This is a genomic window from Chryseobacterium sp. SIMBA_038 (assembly GCF_046535115.1).
Taxonomy (GTDB): domain Bacteria; phylum Bacteroidota; class Bacteroidia; order Flavobacteriales; family Weeksellaceae; genus Chryseobacterium.
Genome location: NZ_JAWRXH010000004.1, coordinates 179,151 through 194,970, shown reverse-complemented (window position 1 = coordinate 194,970; position 15,820 = coordinate 179,151). Strand labels below are relative to the sequence as shown.

Annotated in this window: 14 protein-coding genes and 15 tRNA genes; 1 reads left to right on the top strand and 28 read right to left on the bottom strand. The window is 33.6% G+C overall.

Translation table 11 applies throughout. The features are described from left to right. Positions 1 to 95: 95 nt before the first annotated feature. The 3 genes from SB689_RS14640 to SB689_RS14630 all read right to left on the bottom strand — a co-directional run bounded on the left by SB689_RS14640 (position 96) and on the right by SB689_RS14630 (position 3,616). A complete protein-coding gene (locus SB689_RS14640; protein WP_410692847.1) occupies positions 96 to 932 on the bottom strand; it encodes a hypothetical protein in 837 nt (278 codons plus the stop codon). Positions 933 to 1,424: 492 nt separating this feature from the next. Next, entirely contained in the window at positions 1,425 to 1,652 is a 228-nt protein-coding gene (locus SB689_RS14635; RefSeq protein WP_410692846.1) for a phosphate ABC transporter substrate-binding protein, read from the bottom strand. A 446-nt stretch (positions 1,653 to 2,098) separates the two neighbouring features. Then, positions 2,099 to 3,616 (bottom strand): TROVE domain-containing protein, encoded by a 1,518-nt coding sequence (locus SB689_RS14630; protein ID WP_410692845.1) that lies wholly within the window; start codon positions 3,614 to 3,616, stop codon positions 2,099 to 2,101. A gap of 314 nt (positions 3,617 to 3,930) precedes the next feature. On the opposite strand from SB689_RS14630, the gene SB689_RS14625 reads away from it, so the two are divergent. Then, the gene (locus SB689_RS14625; RefSeq protein WP_410692844.1) at positions 3,931 to 4,377 is read left to right on the top strand and encodes a VOC family protein; all 447 of its coding nucleotides are present in this window, start codon (positions 3,931 to 3,933) and stop codon (positions 4,375 to 4,377) included. Between the two features lie 53 nt (positions 4,378 to 4,430). Here SB689_RS14625 and SB689_RS14620 read toward each other — a convergent pair whose 3' ends face one another. The 25 genes from SB689_RS14620 to SB689_RS14500 form a co-directional block, all read right to left on the bottom strand. After that, positions 4,431 to 5,531 (bottom strand): slipin family protein, encoded by a 1,101-nt coding sequence (locus SB689_RS14620; RefSeq protein WP_410692843.1) that lies wholly within the window; start codon positions 5,529 to 5,531, stop codon positions 4,431 to 4,433. Between the two features lie 1,151 nt (positions 5,532 to 6,682). Continuing rightward, on the bottom strand, positions 6,683 to 7,234 hold the full coding sequence (locus SB689_RS14615) for an exonuclease domain-containing protein (protein ID WP_410692842.1): 552 nt from the start codon (positions 7,232 to 7,234) through the stop codon (positions 6,683 to 6,685). Between the two features lie 109 nt (positions 7,235 to 7,343). Beyond that, entirely contained in the window at positions 7,344 to 7,889 is a 546-nt protein-coding gene (locus tag SB689_RS14610; protein ID WP_410692841.1) for an exonuclease domain-containing protein, read from the bottom strand. Between the two features lie 97 nt (positions 7,890 to 7,986). After that, the gene (locus SB689_RS14605; protein WP_410692840.1) at positions 7,987 to 8,550 is read right to left on the bottom strand and encodes a metallophosphoesterase; all 564 of its coding nucleotides are present in this window, start codon (positions 8,548 to 8,550) and stop codon (positions 7,987 to 7,989) included. A 24-nt stretch (positions 8,551 to 8,574) separates the two neighbouring features. Continuing rightward, the gene (locus SB689_RS14600; protein ID WP_410692839.1) at positions 8,575 to 9,519 is read right to left on the bottom strand and encodes a peptidase; all 945 of its coding nucleotides are present in this window, start codon (positions 9,517 to 9,519) and stop codon (positions 8,575 to 8,577) included. Positions 9,520 to 9,713: 194 nt separating this feature from the next. After that, positions 9,714 to 10,727: an RNA ligase, Rnl2 family gene (locus SB689_RS14595; RefSeq protein ID WP_410692838.1), complete on the bottom strand. Its 1,014-nt coding sequence runs from the start codon at positions 10,725 to 10,727 to the stop codon at positions 9,714 to 9,716. A 136-nt stretch (positions 10,728 to 10,863) separates the two neighbouring features. Further along, entirely contained in the window at positions 10,864 to 11,421 is a 558-nt protein-coding gene (locus SB689_RS14590; RefSeq protein WP_410692837.1) for a DinB family protein, read from the bottom strand. Next, a complete protein-coding gene (locus SB689_RS14585; RefSeq protein WP_410692836.1) occupies positions 11,421 to 11,792 on the bottom strand; it encodes a cyclic-phosphate processing receiver domain-containing protein in 372 nt (123 codons plus the stop codon). Before SB689_RS14585 ends, SB689_RS14590 begins: the two co-directional genes overlap by 1 nt. A 101-nt stretch (positions 11,793 to 11,893) precedes the next feature. Beyond that, positions 11,894 to 12,379 (bottom strand): ribonuclease H-like YkuK family protein, encoded by a 486-nt coding sequence (locus SB689_RS14580; RefSeq protein ID WP_410692835.1) that lies wholly within the window; start codon positions 12,377 to 12,379, stop codon positions 11,894 to 11,896. A 120-nt stretch (positions 12,380 to 12,499) separates the two neighbouring features. Beyond that, positions 12,500 to 12,572: transfer RNA gene (locus SB689_RS14575), tRNA-Gln, on the bottom strand. A gap of 103 nt (positions 12,573 to 12,675) precedes the next feature. Further along, a tRNA-Phe gene (locus tag SB689_RS14570) sits at positions 12,676 to 12,751 on the bottom strand. Between the two features lie 75 nt (positions 12,752 to 12,826). Next, a tRNA-Leu gene (locus tag SB689_RS14565) sits at positions 12,827 to 12,900 on the bottom strand. Between the two features lie 92 nt (positions 12,901 to 12,992). Continuing rightward, positions 12,993 to 13,064 (bottom strand) — tRNA-Glu (locus tag SB689_RS14560). Positions 13,065 to 13,153: 89 nt separating this feature from the next. Further along, positions 13,154 to 13,240, bottom strand: a tRNA-Tyr gene (locus SB689_RS14555). Positions 13,241 to 13,438: 198 nt separating this feature from the next. After that, positions 13,439 to 13,520, bottom strand: a tRNA-Cys gene (locus tag SB689_RS14550). A 173-nt stretch (positions 13,521 to 13,693) separates the two neighbouring features. After that, positions 13,694 to 13,765 (bottom strand) — tRNA-Asn (locus tag SB689_RS14545). Between the two features lie 8 nt (positions 13,766 to 13,773). Continuing rightward, positions 13,774 to 13,847: transfer RNA gene (locus tag SB689_RS14540), tRNA-Met, on the bottom strand. Positions 13,848 to 13,940: 93 nt separating this feature from the next. Continuing rightward, positions 13,941 to 14,013: transfer RNA gene (locus SB689_RS14535), tRNA-Glu, on the bottom strand. A 6-nt stretch (positions 14,014 to 14,019) separates the two neighbouring features. Then, positions 14,020 to 14,091, bottom strand: a tRNA-Pro gene (locus tag SB689_RS14530). Positions 14,092 to 14,159: 68 nt separating this feature from the next. Next, positions 14,160 to 14,231 (bottom strand) — tRNA-Asp (locus SB689_RS14525). Positions 14,232 to 14,238: 7 nt separating this feature from the next. Further along, a tRNA-Arg gene (locus SB689_RS14520) sits at positions 14,239 to 14,312 on the bottom strand. Positions 14,313 to 14,408: 96 nt separating this feature from the next. Further along, positions 14,409 to 14,482, bottom strand: a tRNA-Lys gene (locus SB689_RS14515). Positions 14,483 to 14,489: 7 nt separating this feature from the next. Next, a tRNA-Ile gene (locus SB689_RS14510) sits at positions 14,490 to 14,563 on the bottom strand. 97 nt (positions 14,564 to 14,660) lie between these two features. Continuing rightward, positions 14,661 to 14,732: transfer RNA gene (locus tag SB689_RS14505), tRNA-OTHER, on the bottom strand. A 795-nt stretch (positions 14,733 to 15,527) separates the two neighbouring features. Next, complete coding sequence (locus SB689_RS14500) at positions 15,528 to 15,785, bottom strand: hypothetical protein (protein ID WP_410692834.1); 258 nt, start codon at positions 15,783 to 15,785, stop codon at positions 15,528 to 15,530. Between the last annotated feature and the right edge of the window lie 35 nt (positions 15,786 to 15,820).

The following is a 15,820-nucleotide window of genomic DNA, read 5'->3' as shown; positions in this document are numbered from 1 at the left end:
TTTGTGTTTTAGATTGTGGAAGAGACGGGATTCGAACCCGTGACCCCGTCGTAATGAGCGAAGTAACGCTATTCTACGGCACTTGTTTTTTATTTTTAAATTTCTTCTTCAGCGATAAACGTTTTTACAATTGGATGCACTTTTGCATTTTCAGGATGATAGCTCATTCCGAAACCACGCCACCCGGAAGACCAATAGAGCATCATTTCTTTTAGATAAGGAACATCTTTTGTCTTGTCATATTTAAAATTTTCATCAAAAATTTCTTGTATTTCCGGTAATAATTCCGGATAAAACATTTGATCCTCTTCATCAAACACTTGAATATGAATATCAAGATGATTTCTCATTTCATTCAATAGATAAGTTCTAAAATCCCAACCCATAATTACAATATCGGAACCTCTGATAGAAATAATAGGTTTCCATTTAAGGTTTTCATCACTTACTATAAATCTTGTTCCTTTAAGTGGTAGTAGAATTGGAACTCTTGAAAACCATTCATCAAAAATCTCTTTTCTTTTTTCTATAGACTTCGGTTTTAGTCCCCATGATTTTAACCAAACTTTGTTAACAGTTTCAATATCGTCCAACATCCATTCGTAAGGCTCTTTCATGACCTGTAAAATTTCTTCCTCATTTTCTAACCAATTATAGAAAAAAGTATATTCTTCAGTAATAATTTCGCCTTCATCCTCATATTCTATAATTTCTTTTTTATCAATGGCATGGAGAACTTTTAAAAACTCACGGTGCTCAGGAATAAATTTGATTGAATATTTTAATTCAATGGAATTAATCTGTTCTTCAGTGAGTGGCTGCCATTTCGCGCCATAGAATCCTTTAAGACAATCATCTTCATTTGACCATAAATCTTCTGTACGTTTCTTAATCCAATACAAAAATTCAGTGAAATTTTCTGGTATATTCATATTATTAGTTTTAAAAAGAGGCAAAATGCAAGAAAACTATAAAAATATAAACCATTTTCAGGTTTATTCTGGAGTCGAACCAAATTAACCGAAGTAAGTTTTCTCTAACGGAACTCTTTATTTTGTTAAATCAAGGTAAAAAATTATAGAATCTTCCGTGCATTTGCTCTACCTGCTGAGCTACTTCTCCTTTTCGAGGGAAAAGGCAGGAATCGAACCTGCGACCCAATGTTTACTCAATCTCGAAGTATAATTCTAAGACGACACTTGATTTTTATGTTTAAATAATTTTAAAATCGAGCAAAATTTTGAAAGAGTTTTAATTTCAATGTAAAGTAGAAGTAACTCTTTTGTACGGCATCGATTGTTTTAAGTAAGGTAAAAAAGCAAACAGAGACTTACTGGTGAAGTATTACCATTATACTATCACAAGGAGTAGGAATCGAACCTACATCGCCACCCTGAAAACGAAGAAATTCTGTTTTACGACACTTACTTTTTAGTTTTCCATTGGGTTTTTCTGTATTTTTTCCAATTTCTCTGAAACTTAATTTCTTTTGAATTAATTGTTTCGTAGCCATGTGGAAAACAATAAGAACATCCCATATCGTCTCCATATAAAATTCTGGAAATCTGGACATTTGAAATTTTCTTTGGAAAATGAATTAATCCATATTCATTGATTCCGAAAGCTTGTCTTAATGACTTAAATTTTTTCATAAGTATTGAGCATTTAACCTCAATACACTGCTTCTTTAAGACATTTTTTATAATTATTCATGGTTATTGTTTTTGTTGAAGCAAAGATATTACTGTAGTGCGCATTCTTTTTACGCAGTTAAAATTTATTTTTTAATTTGTTCGTTTTGCCTTGAAGCAAAAGAATCAAAAATTCATGACTTCTAGTTCGATTTTACTACTATTCTTTTTGTCATTGCGAGGAATGAAATGACGAAACAATCTCTTTAATCACAGAGATTCCACGCTCCACTTCGTTCCGCTCTGAATGACAAACTAACTGTTAATTAAAACATTGCACTTTCCTAGCCCCGATTGCAACGGCATCCTTTTGTGTAGCGAAGCGTAACAAAAGATATAGTGGAAAGCGGGAAATGGCTCCTAAAAAAATTAATGGTTATTAGTTTTATTTTTAAAAGCAGTGCCTTTTACAGCACTACTTTTTTTATCATTGCTACCGCTGATTTTCGGTCTTCCAAAGCATTCAGTACATCGAAAATTTTGTCGGACCAACCCGCGATAAGGTATACATCATTTTTTCTAACGTCCAACGGTTGTTTTCCGTAACCCGCCAAATCAAAAATATACAATTTTGCATTGGGGTTGAAACTTTTGTATTGACTCCATGAGTTTTCAAAGGAATTTCTACCACCATTACTATCCCAAAGCTGAGTGTCGGTGAACAACATTACTTTATCCACTTTTTCTCTTTTTCTGATCAAATCTTCGATCACCAAATAACCGTTTGTGGAGTAACCAACCTCACCTTCTCTTTTGTAGAATGCATCTACGTTTCTCAGGATACCATTTTTAGGCATCGGAACTCTTTTCCAAGTGTCTCCAAACATACCTGAAACCACATTTTTGCACTGTGACTGCAACATCATCGACATCAACAAACCGATATCGTACAACAATACTTTAGATTTCGGAGAAACCGGCTGTTGCATCGAACCTGAAACGTCTACCGCGATTACCACCGAAGTATCGAAACCAAAACCTTTGATATTTTTTGCACTTACCATCACCGCATCTTCCAATGCTTCCAGGATTGACGAGGTATATTTTGAATCAATCGTTTTCAATTCTCTATACGCCGCCAAAAATCTGAATGGCAATTGTTTTGAATTTCTCACTGCTTTTTCATCCGACAGATAATTGCACACTTTGTACATTGCGTCTGAAGAAACGCTAGCTTCCAAAATATTTCTAAGGTTTCTCAACGTTGCCATATAACCCAGCTTGTTGCTGAAAATCAATTCTTCCCATTTATTTTTGAAAGCTAATTTTCTTTCTGATTCATCAGCAAACTTCGTCTGACCCAACACTGAAAGTTCAACTTCCCAAGTGTATGGAGTTTCCAACGAATCGTTTACGATTTTGTTAAAAATTGCTTGCTGATTTTCGTCTTTTGCTTTTGGGTGAACCAAGAACAAGGCATCTTTCAGAGTTACTTCAGCTTTTCTGTTGTATTTTGCAAATTGGTATTCATCAAATTTATTGAAAGATTTTACCAAACCTTTTTGGATTTGTTTTGAAAGTTTATTCAACTTTTTAGTATCCGTTCTTTCGTTGGCTAATTGGTAATATGCTAACAATTCTGTGATTTCGTCTGCTCTTTGGATAACTCCATCAACGGTTCTGCTTACCAAGTCTGTACCTGAAGTCTGTTTCGCCAATTCTGTCGTCAAAACCAATGGAATCGAACGCAAATACATATCTTTTCTTGCATAAACCGCCAATTTTGCAACGAATTCCGGATCGTTTTTCAGAATCAAAGCTTGGATTCTCGCCAATCTGTCATTTCCTTTTTCATAAGTTGCGTTTGATAATCCTGTTGTAACAACAGCACTGTATAGTTCTTCTGCAGGTGTCATTGTATAAGCTTTTGCACCTTCGTAGTTCATGACTACTTTATTCTCTTTTCTTAAAAAATTAAATTTCATGGTTACTGTTTTTTTGTTAAACATTTGGAAGATTATCACTTCCTCTCTGATTTCTTATGCAAAGTAAGGGTGGCATTACGCAGTCTTTTTGCGTAGTATAGGTTTTTGTGAAAAAGTTTTTATTTCTTTTGATTTAAACACGAATGACACAAATTTTTGCACTAAAAACACGAATGATTGATTGTGATATTTGTGAAAGTATTAGTGTGATTTGTGTTTAGATAAAATCTATCATTCATTTTACATAAAGGAATCGACAGTTTCAGGTTTTTGGAAATCCGTTGTCTAGCTTTGTATACATTAAAATGTAAGCTATGATAAAAGGATTATATGAAACTCACGTACAGGTTAGCAATTTAGAAAACTCGATAAACTTTTATACTGAAGTTTTAGGTTTACAATTTGTTCATAAAGAAGAAAGTCGCAGAATTGCATTTTTATGGATTGGAGAAAATAAAGAAGCAATGCTTGGTTTGTGGGAGCAAAAGGAAAATTTGCAGACAAGACATTTTGCTTTTTCGGCAGATAAAGAAGATATTCTGAATTATTCCGTTGAGTTTTTAAAAAATAAAAATTTAAAGCCGTACAATTTCTTAAAAGACGGAATTGATGAACCAATGGTTTTTGCGTGGATGCCTGCGTTAGCTATTTATTTTAATGATCCGGATGGAAATCAATTAGAATTTATTTCTATTTTGGAAGGTGATGGAAAGCCTGAGTTGGGAGTTATTTCCTATGAAAAATGGTTGGAAAACAAATAAAAAAGCAGGTTCTGATTTCTCAAAACCCGCCTTTATAAAAATGGTTATTAGTTTTATTTTGCGAAGATCTCTTTCAACTGAGAAAGAATATTACTGTTTCCAGAAACGGTGATATCCCCAATTTTGTCGGCGATTTTCTCCATATATTCCATTTCTTTCAGCTTCCATAGGACTTCGTTTTCTTCCATCAGTTTTGCGGTGTTTAGCAAACTTCTTGTGGAAGCCGTTTCCTCACGACGCATGATGCTGTTGGCCTGTGCTTTTTTCTCGGCGATCAAAACCTGATTCATGATTTCTTTCATTTCTCCGGTTAAGATCACGTCACGGATTCCCGCATCAGAAGCTTTCAGACCTAGATCTTCGGCTTTGTTTCCAAGATTTTCAAGAATTTCTTTTCCTACAGAATCTTTTTTCACAAGCAATTCATCCAACGTCAAGGCTCCAACAAATTCACGCAAAGCCAATTGCATCAAAATATACAATTGCTTATCATATTCTTTGTTTTCCATCAAGGCTTTTTCAATATTTTCCACTTGAAAACGCACATAGAAATTGATACGAAGCATCGCTTTATCTTTGGTCAAAAGTTCCTGACCTGCGATTTCCATTTGCTGCATACGAGTATCAATGTTTTTTACCTCAACAGAAATTTCGTTGTTCCAGAAGTAGTAAGTTCCGGCTTCCAGAACTTTGGTCAATTTTCCGTCAATTAATAATAATCCTTTATATTGATTCGTCACAACAAACTTTCTTGTGAAATTTTTCAACTTCATATTTTCCAGGATTGTTTTGGAGATTTTCTCTGTGATCTCAACTTTTGTTAAGTCAACTTTTTGAAATTCTCTATTCAAAACACCCTTCCAGAAAGCATATTGACCAACATTCAATACTTCTTTAAAGATTCCGTTTTCCTGTACCAAAACAATTTCACCATCTTTCACATCAATAACTTCCAACATTGAATTCAAACCTTCATTTTTCAATAAAAGATTCAAGTCTTCTGTTGTTTTAAACTGATTTTTCATTTCATGGATTTCCAATGATTTATTCCCGAAAATCCAATGATTACCTTCTTTTAAAATTTCAATTAAGTTTCGGTTTTTGAAAACCAAACCAACCTGATACGCTTTAATTTGTACATTTTTAAACATCATATTTTATTTTAAGTGTTATTAATTTTAATTAAAAAAGGAAAAATTCGAGATTCTCTCTTCCAAAAATAGCGGAAGGAAAGTTTTTCATAAAATTCCATTCATTTCAGAATAATATTCTTAAACTTATTTCCTAATTATTTAGATCTTGGGCGTGTCCCTTGCCATCGCTAAAGCAACAGCTCGGGTTGTTGTGAACTTTCGTTCGTAAGCTTCATCAAAAGCAATATTTAATTGCTTTCAATTCACTTATACTTCTATCTTTTTTGCGAACAAAAAAGGATATCCGTTACCATCGCAATCGTCCTTCTTAGAAAATTCAATTCAATTAGTGACTATTCATCAACCGAATTTTATTTTCAGAAAAAATCTTTTCTTACAAGCTTTTTCAAAATGTTGATTCAACAACTGAAAAAAACTCAAATTTTCCCATTACAAAATGTTTTTTTAGTGAGAAACATTCAAAACTCTAATAAAAAATAGATTTTAAGCCTATTTTCAACTACAGTGATAGTGTAGTGCTCTAACCAACTGAGCTACCTCATTCGAAGTGAGGGAGGGAGTCGAACCCTCGCATCCAAAAAAGCTATTACTCTAACCGAACTGAGTTATATTCCCTTACGGAAATAGAAGGATTCGAACCTCCGACCCATAGCGCATGGTAGAAGTTTTTTGGCAAACTCCTGAAACCTTCAAGTCAAGTTGAACAGAATCAATAATGTCTCTCAACAAATTCTCCTGCAATGGTGCCATACAGAAACACTCAACAAGACTTGCCTGATATTTTGACTAAAATCTGTTTTTCAAAATTTTAGTGTTGTTTTGTTTTGATGATGCAAAGTAAAAAGGGAATTGCGCAATCTTTTTGCGTTGTTTTTATTTTTATTAATTTTCTTTTGTCTTGAAACAAAAGAAACAAAAGTTCAAGACTTGGAAACTTCCGCTAAAAATTAATTCTGTTCTCTAAAAATTCTAAAACTCGCGCGAATTCGGCATTGGTTCTTCGATTCAATATTGGTCTCGCGCTCAAACAGTAGAATTTTCTTAACGTTCACAAAATTAATTTTCTTAACGCTCCATTTTCCTATGTCAATAAAAAACTCCCTTTTTTAAAGGGAGTCATTGTTACATTTTTAAATTGCTAAATTGTTACATTAATCTTGTTGTAAACACCAATGCAAAATCTTTGCAATATTTTTCGCATCATCCACCCCTCTGTGATGAGTGCCTTCAAGCTTGAAATTCAGTTCGCCTAAAGCTCTTGCCATTCCGACACTTTTTCTGACGGTCGGATGCAATTCTCCGAATAATGTTTTCACATTAATATGATCATCACTCAAAGGATAATCGACATTGAATCTCCTTGCCTGATTTTTAAGCATATTCAAGTCGTAATTTCCATAACTCGCCCAAGTCAGGTCTTCAGAATCGTATTCTGCTCGTAGAATATCTAATGCATCTTCAAGCAAAATGCCTTCTTCATCAAGCATTTTCTGAGTAATGGAAGTCAGTTCCGTACAAAACGGACTTACTTTTGAATATTGAGGTTTCACTAAGATTCCTTCATTTTTCGAAATCTTACCGGTTTTTGCATCCATTATGCAAACTCCGATTTCTATGATTTCACTTTCCTGACCTCTTGGCGGACGGTCATTCCAACACGTGGCTTCGAGGTCTATAATTAATATGTTGTCTGTTGTTTTCACTTTTTTAAATGTTTTAAAAGGTTGGAAGTTTGAAGTTGGGGGCTGGAAGTGAATTATGCACTGCAAAAAAACTTCCCGCTTCCCGCTCCAATCTTCCTTACCAAAATTATTATTCCAAAATTTTTCTTAGAATTCTGGCAGCATTGTAAGCATCGTCTGCTCCGCTGTGATGATTTCCTTCAAAATCCATATTGAAGAACTTTAGGGCTCTTTTTAAACCCATCATTTTATGAAGTCCATGATAGTTTTTGAATTGATTCATCACATTTATATAATTTTCAGAAAAAGGATTTTCGATTCCGAGATAATCACATTGTTCCATGATCTGCTCTTTATCAAAGTTTCCGAAACCTGCCCAAGTAAGCGTGGAAGAATTGTATTCATCCCTTATTTTCTCACAGGCTTCTTCAAAATGAATTCCCTTTTCTTTTATTAATTGTGGAGTAATTCCTGTTAAATCTGTACAAAATTTATTGATTTTAGACCTTTCTGGAATTACATAAATGCTTTGTTTCTTGGAAATTGCTTTTGTTGTTACGTCTAATTCGCAAATTCCTATTTCTATAATATCGACTTTTTGTCCGGCGGGAATTCTGTCGTTTTCCCAACATGTGGCTTCTAAGTCAATGATTAGTATTGTGTTTGTTGTTTTCATGTTTTTTGGTTTAAAGGATGGGAGTTGGAAGCAGGAAGATGGAAGTTTTTACGGTGTGCAATATACTTCCAGCCTCCAACTTCAGACTTCCATCTTATTAATTTCTTGGTGCAAAAGGTGGAGTCCATTTTTTCTTCTTCATCATCTCCTTCACTTCTTCATAAGAAATCGGATAAAAGTTATGACAATCTACGCCCACATCGATACTCAATGCCATCTCGTCATCCGGCAAAGTTCCGTGCGAATGCCCGTAAAGTTGCCAAACTCCGCGGTGTGAACCATTCCAGGTTCTCATTGCGTAATGAAAAAGAATGATTTTCTGTTTGCCATTGTTGTTGTCCGGCTCATCAATTCTTAATTCGTGGTAATCTCGGATGGAAGCAAATCGTTTTGGGTAAGTGAGCGCTGCACCTTCATGATTGCCTTTTATTAAATGAATATTTCCATTCAGTCTGTCCAAAATTTCTTTAGTAAAATCAGGTTTTCCTAAACTCATATCACCCAAATGATAGACCGTGTCACCATCTGTAATTCTTTCATTCCATCTTTTGATGAGTTCTTCATTCATCTGTTCCAAAGACTCAAAAGGTCTTTCGGAGAATTTTATAATATTTTCGTGTCCAAAATGATGGTCTGCTGTAAAAAATATATTGGGTTTCATTTTTTGTCTTGTTTAAATTTTAAATTAATTTTCTCGAAATGCTTTATAAAAAGCAGTTTCAATTTCTAGTTTGTCACTTTCTGTATATCTTCTGGAAAAGTGAATCGGGATGGCTTCTTTCACCTCACATTTATTCATAATTTTTCCTGATGCAGATGCAAAACTGTGATAATTGGTCTTTGCAAATTCCTGATCTTCATCTTTGTAAAATGTTTCTATATAGACCATATCTGCTCCGTTGAAAACAGTTTTTATTTTTTCATAATTGCCTTCACAAACGGCATGATCCATAATTACTCCTAATTTGTAACCTTCATTTCTTGTCAAAAAATGAAATAGATCAGAAGCTTTGTAAACTGTTTCTTCAATCTGAATTTCTTTGTTTAAATCGTTGTTTTCAAAAGCTGTTTTCAATTCGCTGATCCATTTTCCTTTTTTAAATTCGGAAGCGTTTTCATTAAAAGTAACTGAATCTTTTTGTTTAAACAGATAAGCAATGGAATCTGTTTTGTGATCAAGAATTGCGAAATCAACATTCACGTATTCATCTTCAAAAAGGAAATTCTGAGTTGTTACCAATTCAAGATTCCAATGTGGTGGACGAATTTTATAAACATTGATTTCTTCTTTTGAAACAATCTCACGAATTTCATATTCAATCGCATTTTCATCAATTAAGTTCCAAGTGTAAGATTTTAACCTTGCTTCAATTTGTTGATGAATATTTTTCGGTCCGCAAATCACAATTTTTTCTCCGCTTCCAATTTGATGTCTGAAAATTCCATCAAAATTCGAAAAGTGATCAATGTGAGTATGACTAATGAATATCGCTGAAACCGACTGTATTTCTTTCACTGTCAGCAAACTCGCTTCACCGCAATCACACAAATAATGCTTTCCTGAATTGGGAATTTTTATTAATATACTGATGTCTTCTCTTAAAAGACTTTTTATTTCTGCTTGCAACATTTTTTTTTATTTTTTACCACAATTAATCATTCTCAGTGTCATTCTGAATGAAACGAAGTGGAGTGAAGAATCTACTTTAATATTACGAAAATAGATTCTTCCTTCGTCAGAATGACAAACCTTCTGCATATTAAATTGATTATTTTATGGTTTTGTTAAATACATAAAAAAGTTTCGATAATAAATTACCGAAACTAAACTTTAAGAGTCATCAACTCTTCTTTTATAAAGTCGATTACTAAAGAATTCAATTTTTTGTTGATTCTTTTTTGTTCGTCTTTTTCTATAGTTGTGAAAACTTTCGGGAAATCTTTTTCAAAATCTTCCAATATATCCTGTGAGAAAAGACCAATGACTTTTCCAATCATTTTGGGCTCAAATTCACCAATCTTGCTAACAACATTATTCAACCTGTTTACAGTTGCGTATTTTTGGATTTCTTCCCAAATTTCCTGAGCCGTTTCACTGAAATGAACTTCTTTTTGAGCCGGTTTATCTTTTCTAACCATTTTAGATTTTTCGATCCATTTCTCATTTTTATTTTTCAAAATGACCCTTGAACCGTTTCCAAAATATTTGGTTTTCAAAGTTTTTACAATAGTTCCTTCACACATATTATTCTCGATTTCCGGTAATCCCAACCAAGCCGGAATTTTAGAATCGAAAATATTAGGAAACTTCAAAGCCTCATCCAAAGTACCTTGAAACAAAATTTTCGCATAGAAAAATCCAATTTCTTCAAAAATTTGGTTGACCAAATCTGTATCTAAATAAGTTGTTCCATTCAATTTAATATCGAATGCATAAAATTCATTGTAAGGCGCATATTCAACACCTTTTTGAACTTTTATTGCATCTTTTATGGGCTCAACTTCTTTGTGCTTGTAACCACCACCGAACAATTCACCGTAAATAACCACGGTTTCTAAATCAGGGTAAATAGTTTTCACTTTTTCGAAGACATCAATTACGTTTTTTCTGTAACGTTCTAATATTTGATGTGCATTATAGAATTTTTCATCCTTCTCGATGAAAGCGGTTCTTTTAGCGATCTTAATTTCCTTTCCATCGGTAAAGAAAGAGAAATTAGCACCGTGAACTTTTTCCTGTACAATGAAAACCTCATCCCCAAAACCCTGCAACTTGATCTGATCGATCACACGAGTTTGGTAAGTATTTTCTATAGAGTTATATGTTTTGAAAATCATTTTTTTAAATTTTTAATTATTTTAACCACAAAAGAGACAAAAGATTTAACACTTAAGAATACTTAAGTTTTTAAAGCTTAACACTTTGAAAGCATCAAGTACACATAAGAGAAAATCCAAGATTTTCATTTGTAGTTTAACTTATTTTTAATTCGTTATTCTTCATCTGAGTAACGTGTCTTTGGGCATGAAGTGAAAGGAAATAAATGTATTCATACACATTGATTTTTCCCAATTCATTTACGGTCATTGTTGTTTTGCAGAGAAGACCCTCGCCATTTTTCATCAAGTCTAAATAATTTAGACATTGGTGATATTGCTGAGAAATTAAACTTCTGATTTCATTTAAATTTAATTCTCCTTTCGGCTCCATATGTTCTGGTCTAATCCATTCAAAAGCTCCGTACTCACCTACTTTTTCAAACCTTTCTTTATTGAAACTGTAATTTTCAATTTCAAGATTTAAATCATAATTAAGATAATTTCGCATTGCTTTTTTTGAACCTTTTTCAATAAGAATCAACAAATAAAAGTTTGTAAGATAAATATGTTCTAAAATCTGCTGAACCGTCCAACCTCCATTTGAAGATTGATAATTCAACGTTGCATTATCTTTATCAAACCATCTGTCAACCTCATCAAAACTGAGATTCAAATGCTTTTTTATATCTTGAATTAATCTAAAAATATCCATTATAATTTTTTAAAGTTATTCAAAAGACCTTCAATATTTGCCTTTCCAACAGGATTCATGGAGTGGCAATAGAATTTTGGTAAGTCTAGATAATGATCCATACAATATTCTACCAGCCATTTTGCACAATCATATCCTGTTTTCTCTACAAATTCATGAGAATTTGGTTCTAAATAATGTTCATCTGCAAGGTCATGGTCAAAAGAAATCATTTCCGGAAGTCCTTTTTCCAAAATCCTATTGACAAACTGTTCGTAATTACGAACGATATGCCAATCTTTTCTGAGAAAAATATCCTGTTTGGTATACTTATATGCCTCAATCGGATATCTTATATCATCCAGAAATAATAATCTTTTTGTTATTTCCATTGCTTTATTTATTTTTTTGGTTGGAAATTGGAAGCTTGGTGCAGAAAGTTTATATACATTTCAAAAAACTTCCATCTTCCTACATCCCGCTTCCAGCTATTTTACACCATCATATCAGCACAATTTGAACTTGCGAATGCGTAAGGTTTTGCTTTAAACACATATCCCATTCCCAGAATATATCCCATTGCATCTTTCAAAGCGACGTTGGATTTAAAATCCGGATCGGTGTTAATGTCTGCGTGTACCTCCATTTCTACATCATAAGTTTCCAGAATAGAGCAAATTGCATAAGCGATTTCTACAGATTTGTTGACTTCGTTCAACATTCGCTCTTTGATACTGATATTCTGTATTTCTCTTTCTTTTCTGATAAAGGTAAACGCTCCTTTTCCCTCACGAATAAAGACAACTGCCGTAGCATAATTAATGGCGTCACCATAAACGTGAGAGTCTGAACCCACACACACTTTCAGTCGGTGTCCATTTGCCTGTTCGCGGATGATGGCTTCTTCTACCAGCTGTGTGATAGAGTGTTGGAAAAATTTTCCAGTCATATTTTGCCATGTTTGTTGTTGCGCTTCCATTTTTTCTACATGTTTAAGTTTTATACTTTTTATAATTCATAAATGATCATTGATAAATGATTTTTACTTTCAGTTACTGTTCTAATTTCTAACCTCTAGTTTCTAATTTCTATTTTTCTGTTGATTCATCAGGACTCGAACCTGAACAACAAGAGTCAAAGTCTTGTGTGCTGACCAATTACACTATGAATCAATTCATTAGTAATGAGTAATCGGTAATTAGTAATATTAAAATCATATTTAATAATTTACATTCGTAATAATTACTCATTGCACATTACTTATTATTTATATTTTGGCGGAACAGACAGGAATTGAACCTGTACCTTTAGTTTTTCAGACTAACGTGCAGACCTTCTACACCACTCTTCCAAGTTTATTAGTAATGATTAATAGGCAATTAGCAATATTAAAAATCTTCATCAATTACCTATTAATCATATTTTGTACGGGAAAAGGGACTCGAACCCTCAAAACCTTGAGCCTAAATCAAGTGTGTCTACCATTTCCACCATTCCCGCAAATTTTTATGAGTAATCAGTAATGTGTATTGGTAATATTAAAAACGTTCAATATAATTACTCATTGCACATTACCCATTACTCATATTTTGTACTCCATAAGGGAATCGAACCCTTGCTTTCTGCTCGAAAGGCAGGCGTCCTAACCGTTAGACGAATGGAGCATTAAAAAAAATCAACCAACCAGGAATCGAACCTAAACAACAAGAGTACATTTCCTGCATGCTGCCGTTACATTATCAGCTGATTTTTTTGGTGGAAGTAGTAGGATTCGAACCTACTCAGCAATGAAGCAACAGATTTACAGTCTGCCCCGACTCTCCAACTTCGGCGTACTTCCGGATTTTGGTACTAGTTGATTGTTGTTGGTTAATAGTTTTTCAGATGATGCAATATCTCTAACTTCTAATCTCTAGCATCTAACTTCTTTTTTGTGAAGAAAAACAAAGCTTGTCATTATTTTTTTAGTTTGATATATGAACTTCTTCGCTCGACAAACTCTTTTTTTCTTCGGAACTAATCTCATTTTAGTTATTTGAGATGGTTATGGGATTCAAACCCACTCAGTTTTCACAACGGTTTTGCAGACCGCCCCGACTCTTCCACTTCGGCGAACCATCGTTTTTTGTGAGTAATAAGTAATTGGTTAATGAGTAATTTTTCCAATTAACTTTTAACTCTAATTTTTTTGAAGAAAAACAAAGCCTGTCTTAATTTTTTGTTTGATATAAGAACTTCTACGCTCGACAAACTCTTTATTTTCCTCTTTGAAACAATTAACATTTAGTTTTTGCGATTCTGGAAAGATTCGAACTTTCAACTTCCGGTTTAACAGACCGGTGCTCTACCATTGAGCTACAAAATCATTTTTTGTAATTTCGGAAGGACTCGAACCTTCAACCTTCGGCGTATGAAACCGATACTCTAACCTATTGAGCTACGAAATCTTTTATGTGAACTGCCAATTATTAATTCTCTTTGCTATCAATTTTCAAATTCACTTACGAAGTGAAATTCACTATTGACTATTCACATTACTGCACTCCATAAGAGAATCGAACTCTTATCTACTGCTCGAAAGGCAGCCGTCATAAACCATTAGACGAATGGAGCAAATTGTCTGGAAAGCAAGATTCGAACTTGCGACCTCCCGCGTCCAAGACGGGTAAACAACCACCGTTATCTTTCCAGTTTTGCAGATTCATTTCAAAATTCTTTTCCGAGAGACAGTCGGATCGGAAATTATCCATGAATCTTTGCGGTCTATGCGAGAATCGAACTCGCAGTGCCTGAGCGACAGTCAGGCAGGTTAGCCATTACCTCAATAGACCTTTTTTGTGATTCCGACAGGACTCGAACCTGTAACCCTGGGTTTAGAAAACCCATGCTCTATCCAATTGAGCTACGGAACCTTAGTTAACTTGAATTGTGAATTGTCAATTCGCTTTGCTTGTCAATCTTAAATTCACTTACGAAGTAAAATTCACCATTGACTATTCACTTTTTAGTAATCCCAGAAAGATTTGAACTTTCAACCCCCGGTTTAAAAGACCGGTGCTCTAACCATTTGAGCTATGAGATTGTTTTTGTAATCGCAGAAGGGCTCGAACCTTCAACCTTCGGCGTATCAGACCGATGCTCCAACCAATTGAGCTATGCGATTGTTTTTAAACTTGTGAATAGTCAATTGTCAATTCTTAAAATTCACTTGTGAAACAAAATTCACCATTGACTATTCACTATTAATCATTCACATTTTTGGGTTTCTCCGGGGATCGAACCCTGTTCTCCGGTGCACAGACCGACGCTTTACCAAATAAGCTAAAGAAACCATAAAAAAAGCGCCTCTTTTTGGGAGGCGCTCTATATTTTTGACGTATCAGTTCATTAACTGACGCATTTATATAAGCACCTTTTATCCACAAATTCACTATCAAGAATACATGCACATCCCATCGGCTCTTGTCCGTGTAGTCTTGAATACTGATTAGATATGTTATGTAATTGTTTCATTATATTCTTGTTATGTTAAAAAGTTTTTGAAATGTTGAAAACTCTGTTGCTTTCAATTTTCGGTTGCAAAGTAAATGTGATTTTTTTTAACTCGCAAATTTATTTTTAATTTAACTGATTGAAAGTCAATTAATTATGATCAAATTTTAGAATAGAGAATTTCTGTCCGTAATATTTTACAGATATCTTAATTACCTAAATGACTGTCTCTCATCGGGTTTACTTATCACGCTTATTTATCGTATTAAATGTTCATTGTTGATTAAATAATTTTCACTTTTATGGTTATTTTTTTTCATTCTAAATAATTTCTGACCTAAAAACACAAAAAACGCCTCGATTGTCGAAGCGTTTTTGTGGTATTTTGATTAAATTTTTACGAATTTACAGTAAATAATTTCCAAAGCAAGCACATTTCGCTTCATTCCATATCATCCATTCATATCCAAACGATCCCTTTATTGACGGGCGATCGCATAGATTTAAACTGATATGTGCTCTTTGTATTGTCATAATTTTGTTGCCGCAAAGATAAATCTTTTTATTAATTTGTTGGTAATTTTATATTTGTATTGGTTGCTTCGGGAGCCTAAATCAAAAGTTTTTCACTGATTCTACTTCTCGTTTTCTTCATTCATCAATTTATCCAATTTTTCAAGATCTGGAAGTAAGCTTCCTTGATAATCGTATAAACTTTTATACCCCGAAGTGGAAATAACTACAATCTCTTTTGCTTCAATTAAAGAAAGAAGAGGAAATATTTCTCTTATTTTTTTCACTGCAAATAGCTGCATTTTTCCAGATGATATAATTTCATTCACAATTTCAAAAGCATTTTTACCTTCATGCTTTAAATAAAGATATTTCATCATGTTATCCATTTAAAAATCTTTTATTTTAATTACAA

Excerpts from the sequence above, each read along its gene's own strand:
- SB689_RS14640 (WP_410692847.1), bottom strand. The coding sequence starts at position 932 with ATGAATATACCAGAAAATTTCACTGAATTTTTGTATTGGATTAAGAAA.
- SB689_RS14635 (WP_410692846.1), bottom strand. The coding sequence starts at position 1,652 with ATGAAAAAATTTAAGTCATTAAGACAAGCTTTCGGAATCAATGAATAT.
- SB689_RS14630 (WP_410692845.1), bottom strand. The coding sequence starts at position 3,616 with ATGAAATTTAATTTTTTAAGAAAAGAGAATAAAGTAGTCATGAACTAC.
- SB689_RS14625 (WP_410692844.1), top strand. The coding sequence starts at position 3,931 with ATGATAAAAGGATTATATGAAACTCACGTACAGGTTAGCAATTTAGAA.
- SB689_RS14620 (WP_410692843.1), bottom strand. The coding sequence starts at position 5,531 with ATGATGTTTAAAAATGTACAAATTAAAGCGTATCAGGTTGGTTTGGTT.
- SB689_RS14610 (WP_410692841.1), bottom strand. The coding sequence starts at position 7,889 with ATGAAAACAACAAACACAATACTAATCATTGACTTAGAAGCCACATGT.
- SB689_RS14605 (WP_410692840.1), bottom strand. The coding sequence starts at position 8,550 with ATGAAACCCAATATATTTTTTACAGCAGACCATCATTTTGGACACGAA.
- SB689_RS14600 (WP_410692839.1), bottom strand. The coding sequence starts at position 9,519 with ATGTTGCAAGCAGAAATAAAAAGTCTTTTAAGAGAAGACATCAGTATA.
- SB689_RS14595 (WP_410692838.1), bottom strand. The coding sequence starts at position 10,727 with ATGATTTTCAAAACATATAACTCTATAGAAAATACTTACCAAACTCGT.
- SB689_RS14590 (WP_410692837.1), bottom strand. The coding sequence starts at position 11,421 with ATGGATATTTTTAGATTAATTCAAGATATAAAAAAGCATTTGAATCTC.
- SB689_RS14585 (WP_410692836.1), bottom strand. The coding sequence starts at position 11,792 with ATGGAAATAACAAAAAGATTATTATTTCTGGATGATATAAGATATCCG.
- SB689_RS14580 (WP_410692835.1), bottom strand. The coding sequence starts at position 12,379 with ATGGAAGCGCAACAACAAACATGGCAAAATATGACTGGAAAATTTTTC.
- SB689_RS14500 (WP_410692834.1), bottom strand. The coding sequence starts at position 15,785 with ATGATGAAATATCTTTATTTAAAGCATGAAGGTAAAAATGCTTTTGAA.